We start from the raw sequence: 18,764 nt of genomic DNA, 5'->3' as shown, positions 1-18,764 counted from the left end.
GAGTTTAATCTTCCATGCTTTTATTACGGATAAAATATTCAGTTAATCTAAGTGGCTGTTTTAAACCGTCAATTAGATTACTAGGATCATTGATTTTAACATGATATTTAATAAAAGGCTCTAAAAATTGTATATAAGCTTCTCTTGTATCTTCAGTGACAGTAATAATGAAATTTTTTTGATCGTTAAAAATTAGTTTAAACTTTATTTCTATTCCGATATCATTAGTTCGCATAAAAGAAACTTTTCTAACTATAATATTTAGTTCTTCAAGATTAGCATAATTACGTTTAGATAAGTAATTCTCTAATTCATTAAGATCATCTTTCATAAAAAATAATTTCATCCGGTCATGAAGATTTAGTTTTTCTTTGTATAACATAAAATTATTATAAAATAAATAGATACTAGAATTACGATAACTATAAACAAAGCCTAGAGTAATTAATAAGGAAATTGGATAAATAATAAAACTAAATGAGTGATCTACTGCTATTCCGTTAGTCACAATTAAATTCTTAACCATCATGGTAATTAAAAAAGGAATAGTAATAAAACAAATTAACTTAAATACTAATTTGATTAAAGAGGGAATTTGATAGCCGCATCTATAAATTGGTTCCATCATCTTCAACATCCTTTTTTCGTTTTAACATATCTTGATAAGAATATACGCAGCCACAATAACTTTGACGATAAAGATGATAGCTGTCAGCAAATCTTACCGATTTTAAATAACCATTATTTTTCTTAAAATCACTAAATAAGAATTTTGTTTTATTTTGAGCAAAACTTGCTCCAATTTCATTGATCCATTGACTATTTTTATGAGGTGAAACACTCAATACAGTTGTCCAATAATCAAAATTGTGTTCACAGCTATATTGAAAGGCATCATTCATCCTTTTTTGATAACAAAGATAACAACGTTTCCCTCCTTCTGGTTCATCTTTGTATCTACTAAGCTTATTTAAATATTCTTTTGGTAAATAAGGTTGTTCAATAACTGTGATATTTTGATGATAATCTTGATTAAACTGTTTAATAAAGCTGAGTAATTCTTGATAACGACGATGATATTCAGCATTTGGATAAATATTAGAATTTGAATAATAAATTGTAATTTCAAAGATATCAGATAGTTCTCTAATTACATTGCCGCTACAAGGACCACAACAAACATGTAGTAAGAGACGTGGTCGCGTATTTTTTATTTTTGTTAATTCTTCTTTAAATTTTAAGTCATAATTTATTTTCATAAATTGATTATAGCATAGTTTATTCTTGAACGTATAAATAAATTTTATGGTTTAATATATGCAAAACCTTCAGTTTGTTTTTGTGCTAATTCAACAACACCAGCTGGAACGATCGTAATAAATTGATAAATATCAGCAGCAGTGAGGTGATTAGCTGCTAAAGCATTGTTACATGCTATAAAAGTTACGTGTTTTTTTGATAATGCGGTAAACATTTTTGCTATTTCATGATCATAATCGAGCTGATAGGCGATAACTGCCTCACTGTTTGCAAGAACTTCGATTTGATAATCGATATTTTGGACTTGATAATAATTGCTCATATTAGTAACATTGCCTAAACAAAGTTGCCATTTTGTTAATTCATCAACATGAAAGATAATTTTCATCATATACTCCTTTAATTAAATTAAACAATTGTATTTACTGGTAGCATCTATAAAATTGTTAGTGATTATTTGGCGCTCTAAATAATATTTAGCTAGTTGTTCGTCATTCATTTGATCTAATTGATCATAGAAATAAAGAATTAATTTTAAATATTGTAGATCATCTGAGTCGAGATGCTCAAGTAATAATGTTTGGGCTTCTAAATATTTATGTTGCTCCATTAGTTCTTTGATTTTTAAATAAATTAAATCGCTTTGAGTATAATTAGACTCATCTTTAATAGTATAACTTACAGTTTCGCTATTAAAAAATAATTTAGCTAAAGCTCTGGCAGCACTTTGAATTTGACGGATAATAAAATCTTCTTTATGATATGAAAACATGTTCTCACTTCCTCTACTTTTAATTCTATCATAATAAAAGAAAAAAATGTAAATCTCTTTAAGATTTACATTATAAACATACTATCACCAAAACTAAAGAAACGATATTTTTCATCGATTGCTTCCTGATAAGCTTTAAAAATAAATTCTTTACTTGCAAAAGCACTGATCAACATTAATAAAGTTGACTTAGGCAAATGAAAGTTGGTAATCAAACAGTCGATTGCTTCATATTTATAACCTGGATAAATAAAGATATCAGTATTTTCATGAACAGATGTAAATTTTCCATATTTTTTCATATTAGCTTCAAGTGTTCTTGTTGAAGTTGTACCAACTGCGATAATTCGTTGACCGTTTTGTTTAGCTTGATTTAATTTGTCAGCAACATCAGGTTCAATCATATAATATTCACTGTGCATATGATGTTCTAGAACATCATCAACTTTTACCGGTCTAAAAGTTCCTAACCCAACATGTAAAGTTACATCAAGGATTTCAATTCCTTTAGCTTTAATTTTTTCAATAATTTCATCAGTAAAATGAAGTCCTGCGGTTGGAGCAGCAGCACTTCCTTCAATTTTAGCATAAACAGTTTGATAACGATTTTGATCATCTAGTTTTTCTTTAATATAAGGTGGAAGTGGCATCGTTCCCAATTGATCTAGGATTTCATAGAAAATTCCTTCATAGATCATCTTGAATACTCGAATTCCTTCTTCTTTAATCTCGACACATTGAGCTTTTAAAAGGCCATCACCAAAAGTAATTATAGTATCAATTTTAACGATTCGAGCATTTCCAACTAAACATTCCCACATATCGTTGCCTTGATCTTTTAATAGTAGGACTTCCACATGACCGTTAGTTTCTTCTTTAATTCCAAATAAACGAGCGGGTATTACTTTAGTATTATTTCTAACTAGGATATCACCAGGTTTTAAATAATCTATAATATCATAAAAATGTTTATGTTCAATTGTCTGCTGATTACGATTTAAGACCATTAAACGTGAAGTATCGCGTTTATCTAATGGGGTTTGGGCAATTAGTTCTTCAGGAAGATTAAAATCAAATTCACTTATTTTCATCTTAAAAAGCCCTCTTATATACGTCATGACCGTACTTATCTAAAAATTCTTCTTTAAAGTCAAGTAAGCGATCTTCTTTAATTGCTTCACGAATATCACTTGCTAACTTCAGTAAAAAGTTAACATTATGAATCGATAGTAATGTTTTACCAAAGATTTCATCACATTTATGTAAATGACGAATGTATGCTCTAGTATAGTTTTTACAAGCATAACAGTCGCATTCAGGGTCTAGAGGTGTAAAATCATATTTAAATTTCTCATTATTAATATTTAAACGTCCCCTGCTTGTCATTATTGCACCGTGGCGAGCTACGCGAGTAGGTAACACACAATCATACATATCGATTCCACGAATGGCACATTCGATTAGATCAATTGGATTGCCAACTCCCATTAAATAACGGGGTTTATCTTCAGGCAACCATTTGATAGTATCATCAACCATTTTATACATTACATCTTTAGGTTCTCCAACACTAGTCCCTCCGATCGAATAACCGGGGAAATCCATCGCGACTAATTCTTTAGCACACTGTTCTCTCAAATCAGGGAATTCACCACCTTGAACAATTCCAAATAAAGCCTGTTTTTCCGTGTTTTTGTGTGCTTCTTTTCCACGTTTTGCCCATCGTAAAGTTCGTTCCATGCTATTTTTCATATATTCGTAGGTACATGGATATGGGGCACATTCATCAAATGACATAATCATATCAGCACCTAGTTTATTTTGAATTTCAATTGCTTTTTCTGGTGATAAAAACAATGAACTTCCATCAATAATACTTTTAAATTTTACGCCTTCTTCTTCGATTTTTCGTGTTTTACCTAGAGAAAAAACTTGGAAACCACCACTATCAGTTAGCATTGGTCCGTTATAATTCATAAATTTATGTAGTCCCCCAGCTTTTTCGACAACATCTTCACCGGGACGTAACCATAGGTGATAAGTATTAGCCAACACCACTTGTGAGTGCATTTCTTTTAACATTTCTGGGGAAATTCCTTTTACGGTAGCTAGCGTACCAACGGGCATAAACATTGGAGTTTCGACATCACCGTGAGGGGTATGTAAAATTCCATAGCGAGCACCCGATTGTTTACAAACGTGTTTTAATTCATAAGTTATTGCTGCCATAATCATCCTCCTTAAAGCAAGCATTATTATACCGCAATCTTGCTCTATTTACAATTTTAGTTTGCAATAATAAAACCCTATAAAATTATAGGGCTAAATAAGATTTAAATGTTGTAAAGCATGGTAAATACCATCTTCTTCAATATCTTTAGTTACATAATAAGCAAGTTTAAATAATTCTGGTTCACCATTTCCCATCACAATCGCATGTTTAACATATCTAAGCATTGCTTCATCGTTAAAACTATCACCAAAAACATAAGCATCATCTTTATCAAGACCAAAGTAATCTAGTAAAAATTGAATTCCTGTAGCTTTAGAGCATCCTAAAGGAACAATTTCTCCAAAGTCTTCTGCTCTAGTAATATATTCAAAATCTTTTGTAATCTCAGACTTAAAAGTTTCAATATCTCCATGTTCATCAAACCAGACAGCTAGTTTATCGAATGACAGGTTAGGGTCATCAAAAGTTGATAAGTTAAAAGTTGGTGTAGCTTCATAGCGCTCTTTGACTCCTTTTAAAAAGGGGTGACGAATATTTTGATCAAAATAAACGGTATTTTTTCCTTCAAGAACACCTTCGACATTAGTTTTTCTAATCAAATCTCGAACTTCAAAACATCTTTCTTGACTCAATGTTTTTGAAAATAACACTTCATCATGATAACGAATATATGTTCCACAACCACAAACATAACCATCAGGATCTAATTCCTTGATACACTCATCAATTGATGAAAAAGGTCTGCCTGTATTAATAAAAATCAAATGTCCTTGTTCTTTTGCTTTTTGTAGTCCTTCAACTGTACTTTTAGGGATAGTGTGTGTTGTTTCTGATAAGATTGTGCCATCTATATCAAAAAACATAATTTTATTTGTTGCCATAATTACCTCCATGATAATTGCATTATACAATAACTTACTTTTATCAACAATTGATTATCTAAAATAGAAAAAATATTTAATTAAGCCGCTAATTAAATATTTCTAAAAGTATATTTCTTATATGAAGCAAGAGAATCTTTGAATCTACGTTTACTAATAGGCAACACGGTACCATCTTCAAGAGTTGTACTTTTATTCTCAATATTGATAACATATTTCCAGTGAACTAAGTAAGACTGGTTGATCATATAAAAATCTTCACAGTTAATAATGCTTTCGATATTAGATAGTTTATATTTATTTGTCTTAATAACTCTATCAGTTGTGTGAATATAACAAATATGACCATAACTTTCACAATAAAGAATTTTCTTACATTTAATAGTTGTTAAACCATTTTTATCTTGTAATGATATAACACGATTATCACGATTTAATTTAGAAATTAAATGTTTGATTGGCTGGATCAATCCTGTTTCAAGATTTTCTTTTTTAACGAAATCAAAGGGATGAACACTAAAAGCATTAAAAACAAGATCATATTTATTAGTAATGAAAATAATAGTAGTATCATCATGGTTCTGGAGATAGTTTTGAGCTAATTCAATCCCATTTAATGATGGCATATCAATATCTAAGAACAGCACATCATAATATGTATCCATATGAAGTTTTTGAGGATTATTAAAACAAGTAATAGTAGGGTCAATACCGACACTGTTAAAAATACTTTTTACTTTATATTGAACAATTTGTAAAATTCTTTGATCATCATCAACTAGTGCAATATTATACATAATTATCTCCTTTTAAATGCTCTTACTTATTATACACAATCAATAAAATAGTTGCTGAGGATACTTTAAATTGGCCTAAAAAATTATATTTTGACCGAATTTGTCAAAATATAGCCCGAATTTGTAAAAGTGCGGACAGGGCATTTAAATTATGATAATTTTAATAGCGAGGGGTGAAGATTTTGTTTGAATTCTTAGCAGAGAAGATAACGCAAGTGTTAGAAACAAAAAATATCATTGTAAGAGATCGGGCAATATATAAATATGGGATAGAGACGTGGATTTCTGCATTAGCTAGTATCTTATTATTGTTGGTTGTGGGGATCATCTTTAATTGTATACTAGAGGTAATAATATATGAGGCGGTATTCTTTATTTTAAGAAGATTTACGGGAGGCTATTATTGCACAACACATTTTGAATGCATGAGTCTGTATATTGCAATTTTTACTCTTTATATGGTATTAAGGGAATATTTAAAAGTATCGATTGTTATGGTTTGCATAGCCATCGCAATATCATTAATAATTATTATTAGTCTTTCACCAGTACAATCGAACGATCAACAATTAACTGAATTGGAACAAAGAAAGTATCACCTCTATAGTACCTTGCTATCCATAATTGTAGGTATTTCCTGTATTGTTTTAAGATTTTTAAATATTCCAGTTTATTCAATTCTAACATATTCGTTTTCTTTACTTGCTATCCTAATGCTAGGAGGAAAGGTAGTCAATCGTCGCAGTTGATTGCCTCTCCAAATTAATTTATTTAAATATTTATAAGGGTTAGTTATTACTAACGCTTTTTTTGTTGTTGGTATTAAAGTTAAAGATAATCGTATAGTTTATTAGTAGTGAAAAGAGAGATGATCAAAATATGTATACAATCTTACAAAAAACTACGAATTATCATTGTTTTTTTTATTCAAGCAAGATACAATATGAAAGTATAAAATAATGTAGGGGGAAATAGTATGTACAAGATTGTCAAAAAAGAAGTACTAAATGATGTCGTTGAACTGATGGAAGTTCATGCACCATATGTTGCTAAAAAGTGCGAACCAGGCCAATTTATTATTTTACGCGTTGGTGAAGATGGTGAAAGAATCCCATTAACAATCGCTGATTTTGACCGTGAAAAAGAAACAATTACAATCATTTATCAGATTGTTGGTTATTCAACTAAAGAATTAGCTAAATTAAATGAAGGTGATGAATTGACAGATTTTGTTGGGCCATTAGGAGTTCCAACAGTATTACATGAGGCTAAACATGTAATCGGTGTAGCTGGTGGGGTTGGTAGTGCACCATTATTCCCGCAACTTCGTGAATTAGCAAACCGTGGTGTTGATGTTGATGTAATCATTGGGGGACGTGAAGCTCAATATGTACTATTAGCTGATGAATTTAAAAAGTTCTGTAAAAATGTTTACATTGCAACTGATGATGGTTCATTAGGAACTAAAGGTTTTGTTACTAATGTATTAAGTGATTTAATTGAAAAAGGTGAAAGCTTTGATGAAGTAATTGCGATTGGACCAGTGCCAATGATGAAAGCAGTTGTAAATGTTACTAAACCTAAAAATATAAAAACTTCAGTATCTTTAAATCCAATTATGATCGATGGAACAGGGATGTGTGGATGCTGTCGTGTCAGTGTTGATGGAAAAATTAAATTTGCTTGTGTTGATGGTCCTGATTTTGATGGACTTCAAGTTGATTTTGATGAATTAATGCTGCGACAAAGAATGTTTAAGGAAGAAGAACATACTGTTAGTGAAAATGCTAATCGTATGTGTAATTTAATGGGAGGTGTCAAATAATGCCAAACATGTCATTAACAAAGGTAGTAATGCCAGAACAAGAACCAGATGTAAGAAATAAGAATTTTGAAGAAGTAGCTTTAGGATACACTAAAGAAATGGCAATGGAAGAAGCTACACGGTGTTTAAATTGTAAACATCAGCCATGTAAACAAGGGTGTCCAGTTGGCGTACCAATTCCTGAATTTATTCAAGAAGTAGCTGCTGGAAATATGGAAGAAGCATACAAGATCATCACTAGCGAAAATGCTTTACCAGCTATTTGTGGTCGTGTTTGTCCGCAAGAAAATCAATGTGAAGGTAAATGTGTCCGTGGGATTAAAGGTGAAGCAGTTGGTATTGGGCGACTTGAAAGATTTGTTGCAGATTATCATATGGCTAATGGAAAAGCCCCTGAATTAGATATTAAGAGTAACGGGATTAAAGTTGCAATCATTGGTTCTGGACCAGCCGGAATTACTTGTGCTGGAGAACTTGCCAAAAAAGGTTATGAAGTAACTGTTTTTGAAGCACTTCATAAAACAGGTGGAGTATTATCTTATGGTATCCCTGAATTCCGTTTACCAAAAGCTTTAGTCCAAAAAGAAGTAGATAGTGTTGCTGCTTTAGGTGTTAAATTTGAAACTAATGTTGTAGTTGGGCGTTCAATTACAATTGATGAACTTCAGGAACAAGGATATCAAGGTATTTTCATTGGTAGTGGGGCAGGCTTACCACGTTTTCAAAATATTCCTGGTGAAAACTTAAATGGTGTATATGCAGCAAATGAATTTTTAACACGGGTCAACTTAATGAAAGGTTATGAATTCCCTAATCATCCAACACCAGTTAAAATTACTGATACTGTATGTGTAATTGGGGCTGGTAACGTTTCAATGGACTGTGCTCGTACAGCAAAACGTTTAGGTGCAAAAAATGTTTATATTGTTTATCGCCGTAGTGATAAAGAAATTCCAGCTCGTGCTGAAGAAGTACATCATGCTAAAGAAGAAGGCATTATTTTTAAATTATTAACTAACCCAGTTGAAATTCATGGTGAAGATGGATGGGTCAAATCAATGGAATGTGTTGAAATGGAACTTGGAGAACCTGATGAATCAGGAAGAAGAAGACCAGTTGTTAAAGAAGGATCGAATTTTGTGATTGAAACCGGAACTGTAATTGTTTCAATCGGACAGAGTCCTAATCCGTTGATTCGTCAAACCACACCAGGATTAGAAACTCAAAAATGGGGTGGAATCATCGTTGATGAAGATTCTATGAAAACAAGTAAAGAGGGCGTATATGCTGGTGGTGACGTTGTTACTGGAGCAGCTACAGTAATTCTAGCAATGGGAGCTGGTAAAACAGCTGCTAAAGCAATGGATGAATATCTTGCCAATAAATAATTGAATTCCTAGGTAATCCCTAGGAATTTTTTTAAAATAAAATGGTTTTCTTGTTATAATGGTAAATAGGAGGAGCAAAATATGGAACAAAGTATAACATTTGTGGATGTAGAAACACCTAATTATCAAAATAATAGTATTAGTTCAATTGGTGTTATCAATGTTGATGGTGATGGTGTTGTAACAACTAAATATTTTCTTGTTGATCCCGAGGCACATTTTGACCGTTTCAATATAGAATTAACGGGAATAACCCCAGAAATGGTTGCTGACCAACCAAATTTCAAAGAAGTGTGGTCTGAAATAGAACCATATTTTACAAATAGTTTAGTGGTTGCCCATAATGCTGTTTTTGATTTAAGTGTTATCAGTGCTTGTCTGCAACGTTATGATCTGCCTATCTTCCCTATTTTTTATACATGTACTTATCGAATCAGTCGCGCTTTAAAGATTCCATCCAATAGTTATAAATTAAATGATTTAAGTAGTTATTATCATGTAACCTTGGATAATCATCATAATGCTTTAGCGGATAGTAAAGCATGTATGGAAATATTTTATTATTTATTAAAAGAACCAAATTTGGAAACTTTAGATCAGTATGTTAAATGCTTTGAACCAACCAAAGGAAATAAAGATAATAAAAAATATTTAGAGGTACTGATTGGTCTTTTAACCGGAATTGGATTTGATAACTATTTAAATAAAAAAGAAATTAGTTTTTTAAATAACTGGTTAACTAAGAATCAGCTTCCTTATGAGTATGCTAATATTGTCAAGGAATTAAAAGCTGTTTTGAAAAATGAATATATAACACATTATCAATATTTACATATTCTTAATGAACTCCAATATATGAAAAGTATTAAAGCTAAAAATATACGTTCATTATATGAGTTTATGGCTATTTTGGAAGGGATCAGTTGTGATGAAGTTATTAATGATGATGAAATTATGGAGTTAAATAAGTGGATGAAAGAAAATGAACAATTTAAAGGTACTTATCCCTTCAACCGAATTTTAAATAAATTAGAGAAGATTATCATTGATAAACAAATAAGTACAATAGTTACAGATGAGTTGTTATATTATATCAAAAATTTCTTTAAACCAGAGCTTGATCAAGGTGATTTATTTGATGTCAAGAATAAAGTTATTTGTTTAACCGGTAATTTTTGTTTTGGGGAACGAAGTCAATTAGAAAAACTTATTGTTCTAAAACAAGGAATTATAAGTAAAAGTGTGACAAAAAAAGTTGATTACCTGGTTTTAGGAAGCAAAGGGTCAGCTGGATATAAATATGGGAAGTATGGTGCTAAAACAAATAAGGCTTTGACAATGAAAAGTGAAGGTCATAAGATTGAATTAATTAGTGAAGCCAGATTAATGGAAGTTTTGAAACTTTCTAAATAAATTGATGTGAGGTAGATGATGAAAGTATTGGTGATTTATTGTCATCCCAGCAATAAAAGTTTTACAGCTAGGATGAAAGATGAGTTTATTAGAGGATTGGAAGACGGAGGGCATACTTGTCAACTTATTGATTTGTATCAAATTAATTTTGATGAAACATTTAGTGAAGAAGAATACTTAAGAGAAGCCTTTTATGATCAAGCCTTAAAAGTGCCTGAGGATGTTCAAGCACATCAAAGACTAATTAATGCAAATGATGCGGTTGTGTTTATTTATCCTGTTTTTTGGACCGAGGCACCGGGAAAACTGGTCGGGTGGTTTCAACGCGTTTGGACTTATGGTTTTGCTTATGGGACTGAGACTAAAATGAAACAGTTAGATAAAGTACTGATGCTTGTCACGATGGGTGGCGACCTAAGTGAAGAAATTCGTCAGCAGCAGGTTGCAGCAATGAAAGTTGTGATGTTAGGAGATCGAATTGGTGAACGTGCCAAAACGAAGGAAATGATCGTGTTTGACCGTATGTCCCGAGATTATCCGGTACGTGAAGTAAATTATTCGAAAAACTTAAAACGTGCCTACTTATTAGGAAAGGAATTTTAGAAGAATGTATAAAGAACGGGTCAAAGAAAATTTAGAAACCACAAGATTACGATTAAGAAAGTTTAAATTAAGTGATAAAGAAGCAGTTTATAAATATGGAAGAGATCCGCGAACTCTAAAATATCTTGAATGGATTGGGGTGACTACTCGTGAGGAAGCTAGAATAAGCATTGAAGAATATTATTTAAGTCGTGCAGGAATTTATGCAATTGCTTTGAAAGAAAATGATTTATGTATTGGAGCGATTGATATTCGTTTAGATGAAGCTAATGATAAAGCTAGTTTTGGGTACTTATTGGATCCCGATTACTGGAATCAAGGATATATGAGTGAGGTATTATCACGAATTTTAAAACACTGTTTTGAAGACATAAGAGTAAACCGGGTTGAAGCAATTCATTATAGATTAAATCCGGCCTCTGGGAAAGTGATGGCAAAATGTGGAATGAAGCAAGAAGGAATAGGAATTCAAGAGCTAAAAATAAAAGGCCTTTATCATGATGTGGTGCATTACGCGATAACTCAAGAAATGTGGCAAAGACGTTGATATCACGTTATTGCAACGCAAAGTTGACAAAAATAATTAAAGTGCAATGGCAAGTTGGTAGTAAAAAAGTAACTGCATAATTATGATTTGGGTGAGGTGATAAAGATGAGTTTAAGTGATAACTTAAGAGCTTTAAGAAAACAAAAGGGGTATTCACAAGAACAATTGGCAGAGCGTTTAAATGTTTCTAGGCAAGCTGTTTCGAAATGGGAAAGTGATAATGGTTATCCAGAGATGGAATCGTTAATTATTTTAAGTGACCTGTTTGAATGTACTATTGATGATTTATTGAAAAATGATTTGACTCAACATAATCCAACAGCCAAACAAGCGTATGATAAACATTATAGTCTAATAGCAAAGGCCTATACATTTGGAGTTGTTTCAATCTTGCTGGGGGTATGCGCATATCTATTTGCTGAAATTTATTTTTCGGAAAATACAAAATCTGAGTTTATTGGCGAAATTATTTTCTTGTTTTTTGTTTTAATTGGGGTAATTACATTTGTTTATTTTGGAATGAAAGATAGTCATTTTAAAAATAGTCATTCTGAAATAACAGATTATTATACGGATAGTCAAAGAAGTGAATTTAATCAAACATATTCATTGAGTATCGCAACTGGGGTAGGAGTGATTTTATTTGCAGTTGTTTTACAGATTTTAATAGAGAATTTATATAATGAAAATCTAGCTAATGGTTTATTTATGGTGTTTGTTACTATTGCAGTTGGAATTTTTGTATATTTTGGAACACTAAAAAGTAAGTATGACCAAGTTGATTTAAAAGTTATTAAGCAAGAAAAAAGGAATAAAAAAGTCTCAATATATTGTGGTATCATTATGATGATTGTTACAGCAATTTATCTTGGCTGCTCATTTACTACAAACGCCTGGCATATTTCATGGATTGTTTATCCTATCGGGGGAATTATTTGTGGCATTGTTTGGCTCCTTTTTGAAGCACATGAAGAAGATTAGAAAAATGCTAATCTTTTTTGTTTTGCGCGGATAAATAGCAAAATGTAAATTATTGTATGTAGTTATATTAAGAGGGTCATGTTAAGATTAAAGGGTAGGAGGGGATAATTATGAGCTTAGGAAAACGGATTCAGTCGTATCGAAAACAAAAAGGATTATCACAAGAGCAGCTGGCATCAAGATTAAATATTTCCAGACAAGCCCTATCAAAATGGGAATCTGATATAAATGTCCCCAATATTGATAAGATTATGGATGTAGCAAAAGCTCTAGAAATCACGCTTAATGAATTACTTGGTTTAGAAGAAGATTCAAATGATGAGTATGCTAAGTTGGAAAGTATTTTAAATCAAGTGGTGTTAACTCAAAATAATGAGATTATAAGAAACAAGAAATATTTAAAAATGGGTTTGGTAATTGGGACGGGAATATTTATAATTCTTGCTCTTGTTATGTGGAGTGTTTTAAATGATATTAAAGGAATTAAAAGCACGATTGGAAATAATAATGCAGGTTTAAGTAATCAGATCAATATAATCAATAACCAATTATCATCATTAGAAAATTCTCTTTTTGATCAGCTTCAAGAACAATTACAAGCCCAAGGTTCTTTACTAAGCTCTTTTGAGCTTCAAATTGAGGATATTGATTTTAAAACACAGACAATGAAAGTCAAAATTGATCTAGTTGTTAAGAATTATGAGGATACTAGTAGTGTGGTAGTTGTTTTAGATTATGAGCATTATGATGATCGGTCATATCTATTAACATTAAGTGATGGACATTTTAAGACAAGTGAAGATTTACCTATTGATAATATTTTAAATGCTGCCGTGACAATTGGAACAGATAGTAAACAAGCACAGTTATTAAAAAATGTTGCAGATTATATATTGCCTGAATTGAAACTTAATTATGGTGAAGTTTATGAAATAATCTATCAGCAGGATTCGTTAAACATTACGTTAAACCCAGATGATACTGTAAATTTGAATGAGAGTGGTATATTGTCAAAATATAAAAAAGATAATAAATTAGTAAAATTCGATGGGTTTTATTATTTAAATGATCAGAAGCATACTGTTAAAGTTACAACAGATAAGCAAAGAAATATTCTTTTTTCAATTCCTGCTAATGACTTTAAGAATGGTGATAAACTAAAAATAGTAATTAATTTGGTCGATAAAACGGGGATCACTTCTCAAATTGAAAAGAATTTTATTGTAGCAATTATAGATGATTCAGTTAGTCTGTATGAAGAATAAAGCACTAGTATTATATTAGTGCTTTTTATCATGATAAAACTAAATAACATTTAGATATTATAGTGATAATAAAGTTAGAAATTTCTAAAACAATTATTATCATGATAAAAAATACTGTTATTTTGTTTAGAATTCGTGTATAATTGCCATGAAGGAGTGATAACTATGTATAAATATTTGGAACCATATGCAGCAATGATAGAATTTTTAGGGAAGGCTTTAGGCGATAACGTTGAAATTGCGTTACATGATTTAACTTCAAAAGAGCAAGAAATCGTTGCAATTGCTAATAACCATAACTCAGGAAGAGAAGTTGGGGCTAAATTATCAAATTTATCATTACATTATTTAGAAGAAAAACAGTATTTAGATAATGATTATGTAATGAATTACAAGACAACTGGACCAGATGGAAAATTAATGCGTTCAGCAACTTATTTTATTAAAGAGCCTGGTAAGGAAATGCCAGTAGGTATGCTTTGTATCAATGTAAATATTTCTGATTTAGAATATTTAACATCGACGATTAAAAAAATCTTAGGTATTAAAGATGAAAAAGATATTGAGTTTAAGATGGATAATCCAGTTGAAATTTTATCTTCACCGTTAGATGAAATGATTGATCTTTATATTAAAGAATGTTTAGAGAAAATGGGTTTCCCGAGTTATTTCTTAGCAGAACGTTTGAATGTTGATGAAAAGATCAAGGTTGTTAAATACTTACAAGAAAAAGGTACTTTTAAAGTAAAAGGAGCTATTGTTTTAGTAGCTGAAAAATTGGCAGTTTCTGAACCTACAGTATATCGCTATTTAAAAAAGATGGAAAAATAGGAGAGTAAAATGAAAGAATTAGTATATGTAAGTGGTCATAAAAACCCTGATACCGATTCAATCTGTTCGGCAATTGGATATGCTTATTTATTAAAAGCAATTGACCGTTATAATGCCGTACCAGTAAGATTGGGTGAGGTAAGTCGGGAGACTGAGTATGTTTTAAAAAGATTTAATTTAGAAATACCAACTTTATTAAAAACTGTTAAGCAAAAAGTAGAAGATTTAAACTATGATAAAGTAACTGTATTTTCAAAAGAATTAACATTAAAGACTGCATGGTCTTTAATGAAACAACAGAACTTAAAATCAGCACCAATCTTAGATGATCATGGACAATTATTAGGATTATTATCAACTTCTAATATTGTTGAAGGATATATGGAAAAATGGGATAGTAGTTTATTAAAAGATGCGCATACACCAATTGAAAATGTAATTGATACATTAGAGGCATCAGTAATTTATTTAAACCATAATTTAAAAACAATCGAAGGTGATCTTCATATTGCAGCAATGCGTGGTGAAGAAGCTAGTAAACGTGTTAGACCAGGAGATATTGTAATTATTGGTGGTGATCGTGATGATGCTGTTAATTCAATGATTGATGCTGAGGTTTCATTGATTATTTTAACTGGGTCTTTGGGTGTTGAAGCTGAAGTACTAAATAAATTAAAAGAAAAGGGAATCAGTGTTATTTCAACTTCTTTTAATACATATTTAACTTCACAACAAATTATTCAGGCAATTCCGGTAGAATATATCATGCAAAAGGGAGATTTAAAATTATTCTCAACAGATGATACATTAGATCATGTAAAAGAGGTCATGAGTGAAACAAGATATCGTAGTTATCCAGTTCTTGATCTAAATAATCGTTGCGTTGGAAGTATTTCTCGTTTTGCTTTATTAAAAGGATTAAGAAAGAAAGTTATTTTAGTTGATCATAATGAGCGTGGTCAATCAATTCCTGGAATTGAAGAAGCTGATATTTTAGAAATTGTTGACCATCATCGTGTTGCCGATATTCAAACGATCGGACCATTATTATTTAGGGGTGAACCATTAGGATCAACGGCAACGATCGTAACAAAGATTTTTGATGAAAATGATGTAGAAATTCCTCAATCTATTGCTGGGGCTTTATTAGGAGCAATTATTTCAGATACATTATTATTCAAATCACCAACATGTACACCTGTAGACACTAAGGCTGCTCGTAAATTAGCTAAGATCGCTGGGGTTGATATTGAAGAATTTGCTATGGAGATGTTTAAAGCAGGAACTTCATTAGTTGGTAAAACAGTTGAAGAAATCTTTAATCAAGATTTCAAAAAATTCCCATTTGAACAAGGAACTGTTGGTGTTGGACAAGTTAATTCAATGGATATTGAAGGATTTATGCCATATAAAGCAGATATGCTTGATTATATGGACAAATTTGCAGAAGACAACCGTTTAGATTTTACTTTATTATTATTAACAGATATTATTAATGCTAATAGTGAAATCTTTGTTGCTGGGCCTAAACCATATTTGGTTGAAGAAGCATTTAATATTAAATTAAATGATCATCAAGCGACATTAAAAGGGGTAATTTCTCGAAAAAAACAAGTTGTTCCAGCAATCACAGCAGTAATGAGTAAATAAGATGAGATTAGATAAATTTTTGAAAGTATCGAGAATTATTAAGCGTCGTACTTTATCAAAGGAAATTAGTGAAAGTTCACGGGTAAAAGTTAATGGTAAAGTCGCTAAACCAAGCACAAAACTTAAAGTTGGTGATGAAATCGAAATTGAATTTGGACGTAGTCGTCTGACTGTTAAGGTTAAAGAACTTCGCGAACATGTCTTAAAAGAAGATAGTACGATGTTATATGAAATAATTAATGAAGAACGAATTGAGCGAGATTTAAATTAGAAACCAGTATTGGTTTCTTTTTTATAAAATGATATATTTTTATTATATTGGTTGACTTTTACTCATTAGAAAAGTTATCATAATATATGGCGATAGGATTGTTACTATTAGATTAGGCAAGACCAAATTGGAGAAATACGAATAACGTGTAGCTATATGCAGTTGTTTTCGTATAAATTTCAATTTGGTCTTTTATATTTTATTTAATAGGATTAATTATATTATCGCTGTTCTATACGGAAGAGGAGGATAAGATGAAAGGATTAAAAAAATTATTTTCAGCTATGCTGGTGCTGACAATGCTTTTTGGGACGATTGCAAATGTTGGTATGGCAAAGATTTATGCAGCTGAAGAAGGAATGAAGCGGGTGTTTTCTATTGATGCCGGGAGAAAATACTTTTCAGAAGAACAGCTTTTACAAATTATTGATAAAGCTTATTTAAATGGTTACACAGATGTTCAAATTTTGTTAGGGAATGATGCATTACGTTTTTTCCTAGATGATATGTCAATTACTGTTGATGGTAAGACATATGCAAGTGAAGCGGTGAAAAAAGCAATTACAGCAGGAAATGATCATTATTATAAAGATCCAAACGGTAATGCTTTAAATGAGACTGAAATGAATCGGATTGTTGCTTATGCTAAAGAAAGAGGATTACACATTATTCCAGTTATTAATAGTCCTGGTCATATGGATTCTATTTTAGTTGCAATGGAAGAATTAGGGATGAAAAATGTACGTTATAGTTATAATGGAAAAGAATCAGAACGTACAGTTAATATCGAAAGTGATGAAGCTATTGCATTCACTAAAGAGTTAGTAAAAAAATATGTTACCTATTTTGCAAATGCAAATGTATCTGAAATCTTCAATTTTGGTGCTGATGAATATGCCAATGATGTGTTCAGTAATCCAGGATGGGGAGAATTACAAAAAATTGGTTTATATGATGAATTTGTTGTTTATGCTAACGATTTAGCAAAAATCATTAAAGATGCAGGAATGAAGCCAATGTGTTTTAATGATGGTATCTACTATAATAAAAAAGATAGTTCTGGAACATTTGATCAAGATATTATCATTTCATACTGGACTGCTGGCTGGTGGGGATTCAATGTCGCTAAAGCTGAATATCTTGTAAATAAAGGTCATAAGATCTTAAATACTAATGATGCATGGTATTGGGTATTAGGAAATATTGATGCCGGAGGATATAACTACAATAGTACTGTAAACAATATTAACAATAAAAAATTTACTGATGTAACAGGTGCTTCAAATGAATTACCAATTATTGGAAGTATGCAATGTGTATGGTGCGATACTCCTAGCAAAGAGCATGATATGGATAGAATTATAAAGTTAATGGATCTTTATTCACAAAAACATACAGATTATTTGATTCGTCCTGCAGATTTTACAAAAGTTGATGAAGCAATTGCTAAGATTCCTGAAGATCTAAGCATTTATACAACTGAGTCAGTAGAAAAGCTTAATACAGCAATTGATAATATTGATCGTAGCATCCGAGTTACAGAACAAAGTATTGTTGATGGGTATGCAGCCGCTATTGAACAGGCAATTATCGATCTAACATTAAAAGATGCAGATTATTCAAAAGTTGACGAAGCAATTGCAAAAGCTGAGGCTTTAAATAAAGATGAGTATACAGATTTTTCAAAAGTTGATGCTGCTGTTAAAGCTGTTAAACGGGGCTTAGATATCACGAAACAAAAAGATGTTGATGCGATGGCAGCTGCTATTAATGAGGCTCTTGCGGCATTAGAAAAGAAAGAGGCAGTAACACCAGATAAACCAAATTCAGAAAAAGTAGATTCACCAAAAACAGGTGATACAACAAATACAATGGTTTGGTTAAGTTTTGCGGCAATGAGTATTTTAGCTAGCACATTAGTTTTAAAAAAACGTAAAACATATTAATAGACGATAAAAATAAATAGTTATAGTCATTGATTCATAATAAGAAGTCTAATTTTATTAAAGTTAGGCTTCTTTTATATTGCAGTTAAATATTAGCAGTG

At 31.1% G+C, this 18,764-nt stretch carries 20 protein-coding genes; 12 read left to right on the top strand and 8 right to left on the bottom strand.

The window, feature by feature from the left end:
* Positions 1-4: 4 nt before the first annotated feature.
* The 8 genes from EYR00_RS13565 to EYR00_RS13530 form a co-directional block, all read right to left on the bottom strand.
* Entirely contained in the window at positions 5-628 is a 624-nt protein-coding gene (locus tag EYR00_RS13565) for a hypothetical protein (RefSeq protein ID WP_003536931.1), read from the bottom strand.
* On the bottom strand, positions 609-1,259 hold the full coding sequence (locus EYR00_RS13560) for an epoxyqueuosine reductase QueH (protein WP_003536934.1): 651 nt from the start codon (positions 1,257-1,259) through the stop codon (positions 609-611). The genes EYR00_RS13565 and EYR00_RS13560 overlap by 20 nt, the downstream gene beginning before the upstream one ends.
* A 44-nt stretch (positions 1,260-1,303) precedes the next feature.
* Entirely contained in the window at positions 1,304-1,648 is a 345-nt protein-coding gene (locus tag EYR00_RS13555) for a DsrE family protein (RefSeq protein ID WP_008793094.1), read from the bottom strand.
* Positions 1,649-1,663: 15 nt separating this feature from the next.
* Complete coding sequence (locus tag EYR00_RS13550) at positions 1,664-2,032, bottom strand: DUF6483 family protein (protein ID WP_003536937.1); 369 nt, start codon at positions 2,030-2,032, stop codon at positions 1,664-1,666.
* Between the two features lie 65 nt (positions 2,033-2,097).
* Positions 2,098-3,123, bottom strand: a complete 1,026-nt coding sequence (gene queA / locus EYR00_RS13545; protein WP_008793093.1) for a tRNA preQ1(34) S-adenosylmethionine ribosyltransferase-isomerase QueA — start codon at positions 3,121-3,123, stop codon at positions 2,098-2,100.
* 1 nt (position 3,124) lies between these two features.
* Complete coding sequence (gene tgt, locus EYR00_RS13540; RefSeq protein ID WP_008793092.1) at positions 3,125-4,261, bottom strand: tRNA guanosine(34) transglycosylase Tgt; 1,137 nt, start codon at positions 4,259-4,261, stop codon at positions 3,125-3,127.
* 93 nt (positions 4,262-4,354) lie between these two features.
* Entirely contained in the window at positions 4,355-5,146 is a 792-nt protein-coding gene (locus EYR00_RS13535; protein ID WP_008793091.1) for a Cof-type HAD-IIB family hydrolase, read from the bottom strand.
* Between the two features lie 92 nt (positions 5,147-5,238).
* Positions 5,239-5,943: a LytR/AlgR family response regulator transcription factor gene (locus EYR00_RS13530; RefSeq protein ID WP_003536945.1), complete on the bottom strand. Its 705-nt coding sequence runs from the start codon at positions 5,941-5,943 to the stop codon at positions 5,239-5,241.
* A gap of 173 nt (positions 5,944-6,116) precedes the next feature.
* Here EYR00_RS13530 and EYR00_RS13525 point away from each other — a divergent pair, with 173 nt between their 5' ends.
* From EYR00_RS13525 to EYR00_RS13470, 12 genes are all read left to right on the top strand, one after another.
* Complete coding sequence (locus EYR00_RS13525; RefSeq protein ID WP_003536947.1) at positions 6,117-6,692, top strand: accessory gene regulator B family protein; 576 nt, start codon at positions 6,117-6,119, stop codon at positions 6,690-6,692.
* Positions 6,693-6,919: 227 nt separating this feature from the next.
* On the top strand, positions 6,920-7,768 hold the full coding sequence (locus tag EYR00_RS13520; RefSeq protein WP_003536950.1) for a sulfide/dihydroorotate dehydrogenase-like FAD/NAD-binding protein: 849 nt from the start codon (positions 6,920-6,922) through the stop codon (positions 7,766-7,768).
* Entirely contained in the window at positions 7,768-9,156 is a 1,389-nt protein-coding gene (gene gltA, locus EYR00_RS13515; protein WP_003536952.1) for an NADPH-dependent glutamate synthase, read from the top strand. The genes EYR00_RS13520 and gltA overlap by 1 nt, the downstream gene beginning before the upstream one ends.
* Positions 9,157-9,237: 81 nt before the next feature.
* A complete protein-coding gene (locus tag EYR00_RS13510) occupies positions 9,238-10,569 on the top strand; it encodes an exonuclease domain-containing protein (RefSeq protein ID WP_003536953.1) in 1,332 nt (443 codons plus the stop codon).
* Positions 10,570-10,587: 18 nt separating this feature from the next.
* Positions 10,588-11,172 carry an NAD(P)H-dependent oxidoreductase gene (locus EYR00_RS13505; RefSeq protein ID WP_009300681.1) on the top strand — a complete coding sequence of 195 codons (585 nt, stop codon included), beginning with the start codon at positions 10,588-10,590 and terminating at the stop codon, positions 11,170-11,172.
* 4 nt (positions 11,173-11,176) lie between these two features.
* Positions 11,177-11,719 carry a GNAT family N-acetyltransferase gene (locus EYR00_RS13500; protein ID WP_003536955.1) on the top strand — a complete coding sequence of 181 codons (543 nt, stop codon included), beginning with the start codon at positions 11,177-11,179 and terminating at the stop codon, positions 11,717-11,719.
* A gap of 105 nt (positions 11,720-11,824) precedes the next feature.
* On the top strand, positions 11,825-12,700 hold the full coding sequence (locus EYR00_RS13495; RefSeq protein WP_003536956.1) for a helix-turn-helix transcriptional regulator: 876 nt from the start codon (positions 11,825-11,827) through the stop codon (positions 12,698-12,700).
* Between the two features lie 110 nt (positions 12,701-12,810).
* Positions 12,811-13,965 (top strand): helix-turn-helix domain-containing protein, encoded by a 1,155-nt coding sequence (locus EYR00_RS13490; protein WP_003536957.1) that lies wholly within the window; start codon positions 12,811-12,813, stop codon positions 13,963-13,965.
* 165 nt (positions 13,966-14,130) lie between these two features.
* Positions 14,131-14,796: a helix-turn-helix transcriptional regulator gene (locus EYR00_RS13485; protein WP_003536958.1), complete on the top strand. Its 666-nt coding sequence runs from the start codon at positions 14,131-14,133 to the stop codon at positions 14,794-14,796.
* Between the two features lie 9 nt (positions 14,797-14,805).
* Positions 14,806-16,446, top strand: a complete 1,641-nt coding sequence (locus tag EYR00_RS13480; RefSeq protein WP_003536959.1) for a putative manganese-dependent inorganic diphosphatase — start codon at positions 14,806-14,808, stop codon at positions 16,444-16,446.
* 1 nt (position 16,447) lies between these two features.
* Positions 16,448-16,717: an RNA-binding S4 domain-containing protein gene (locus EYR00_RS13475; RefSeq protein WP_003536960.1), complete on the top strand. Its 270-nt coding sequence runs from the start codon at positions 16,448-16,450 to the stop codon at positions 16,715-16,717.
* Between the two features lie 254 nt (positions 16,718-16,971).
* Positions 16,972-18,663 (top strand): family 20 glycosylhydrolase, encoded by a 1,692-nt coding sequence (locus tag EYR00_RS13470; RefSeq protein ID WP_003536961.1) that lies wholly within the window; start codon positions 16,972-16,974, stop codon positions 18,661-18,663.
* The last annotated feature ends 101 nt before the right edge of the window (positions 18,664-18,764 follow it).

Source organism: Thomasclavelia ramosa DSM 1402, from assembly GCF_014131695.1.
GTDB classification, from domain to species: Bacteria; Bacillota_I; Bacilli_A; order Erysipelotrichales; family Coprobacillaceae; genus Thomasclavelia; species Thomasclavelia ramosa.
The sequence above is the reverse complement of the archived record's forward strand: the minus strand, read 5'-3'. Positions and strand labels throughout refer to the sequence as shown.

Coding starts and splice junctions, on each gene's coding strand:
- EYR00_RS13565 (WP_003536931.1), bottom strand. CDS start 628: ATGATGGAACCAATTTATAGATGCGGCTATCAAATTCCCTCTTTAATC.
- EYR00_RS13560 (WP_003536934.1), bottom strand. CDS start 1,259: ATGAAAATAAATTATGACTTAAAATTTAAAGAAGAATTAACAAAAATA.
- EYR00_RS13555 (WP_008793094.1), bottom strand. CDS start 1,648: ATGAAAATTATCTTTCATGTTGATGAATTAACAAAATGGCAACTTTGT.
- EYR00_RS13550 (WP_003536937.1), bottom strand. CDS start 2,032: ATGTTTTCATATCATAAAGAAGATTTTATTATCCGTCAAATTCAAAGT.
- queA (WP_008793093.1), bottom strand. CDS start 3,123: ATGAAAATAAGTGAATTTGATTTTAATCTTCCTGAAGAACTAATTGCC.
- tgt (WP_008793092.1), bottom strand. CDS start 4,261: ATGGCAGCAATAACTTATGAATTAAAACACGTTTGTAAACAATCGGGT.
- EYR00_RS13535 (WP_008793091.1), bottom strand. CDS start 5,146: ATGGCAACAAATAAAATTATGTTTTTTGATATAGATGGCACAATCTTA.
- EYR00_RS13530 (WP_003536945.1), bottom strand. CDS start 5,943: ATGTATAATATTGCACTAGTTGATGATGATCAAAGAATTTTACAAATT.
- EYR00_RS13520 (WP_003536950.1), top strand. CDS start 6,920: ATGTACAAGATTGTCAAAAAAGAAGTACTAAATGATGTCGTTGAACTG.
- gltA (WP_003536952.1), top strand. CDS start 7,768: ATGCCAAACATGTCATTAACAAAGGTAGTAATGCCAGAACAAGAACCA.
- EYR00_RS13510 (WP_003536953.1), top strand. CDS start 9,238: ATGGAACAAAGTATAACATTTGTGGATGTAGAAACACCTAATTATCAA.
- EYR00_RS13505 (WP_009300681.1), top strand. CDS start 10,588: ATGAAAGTATTGGTGATTTATTGTCATCCCAGCAATAAAAGTTTTACA.
- EYR00_RS13500 (WP_003536955.1), top strand. CDS start 11,177: ATGTATAAAGAACGGGTCAAAGAAAATTTAGAAACCACAAGATTACGA.
- EYR00_RS13495 (WP_003536956.1), top strand. CDS start 11,825: ATGAGTTTAAGTGATAACTTAAGAGCTTTAAGAAAACAAAAGGGGTAT.
- EYR00_RS13490 (WP_003536957.1), top strand. CDS start 12,811: ATGAGCTTAGGAAAACGGATTCAGTCGTATCGAAAACAAAAAGGATTA.
- EYR00_RS13485 (WP_003536958.1), top strand. CDS start 14,131: ATGTATAAATATTTGGAACCATATGCAGCAATGATAGAATTTTTAGGG.
- EYR00_RS13480 (WP_003536959.1), top strand. CDS start 14,806: ATGAAAGAATTAGTATATGTAAGTGGTCATAAAAACCCTGATACCGAT.
- EYR00_RS13475 (WP_003536960.1), top strand. CDS start 16,448: ATGAGATTAGATAAATTTTTGAAAGTATCGAGAATTATTAAGCGTCGT.
- EYR00_RS13470 (WP_003536961.1), top strand. CDS start 16,972: ATGAAAGGATTAAAAAAATTATTTTCAGCTATGCTGGTGCTGACAATG.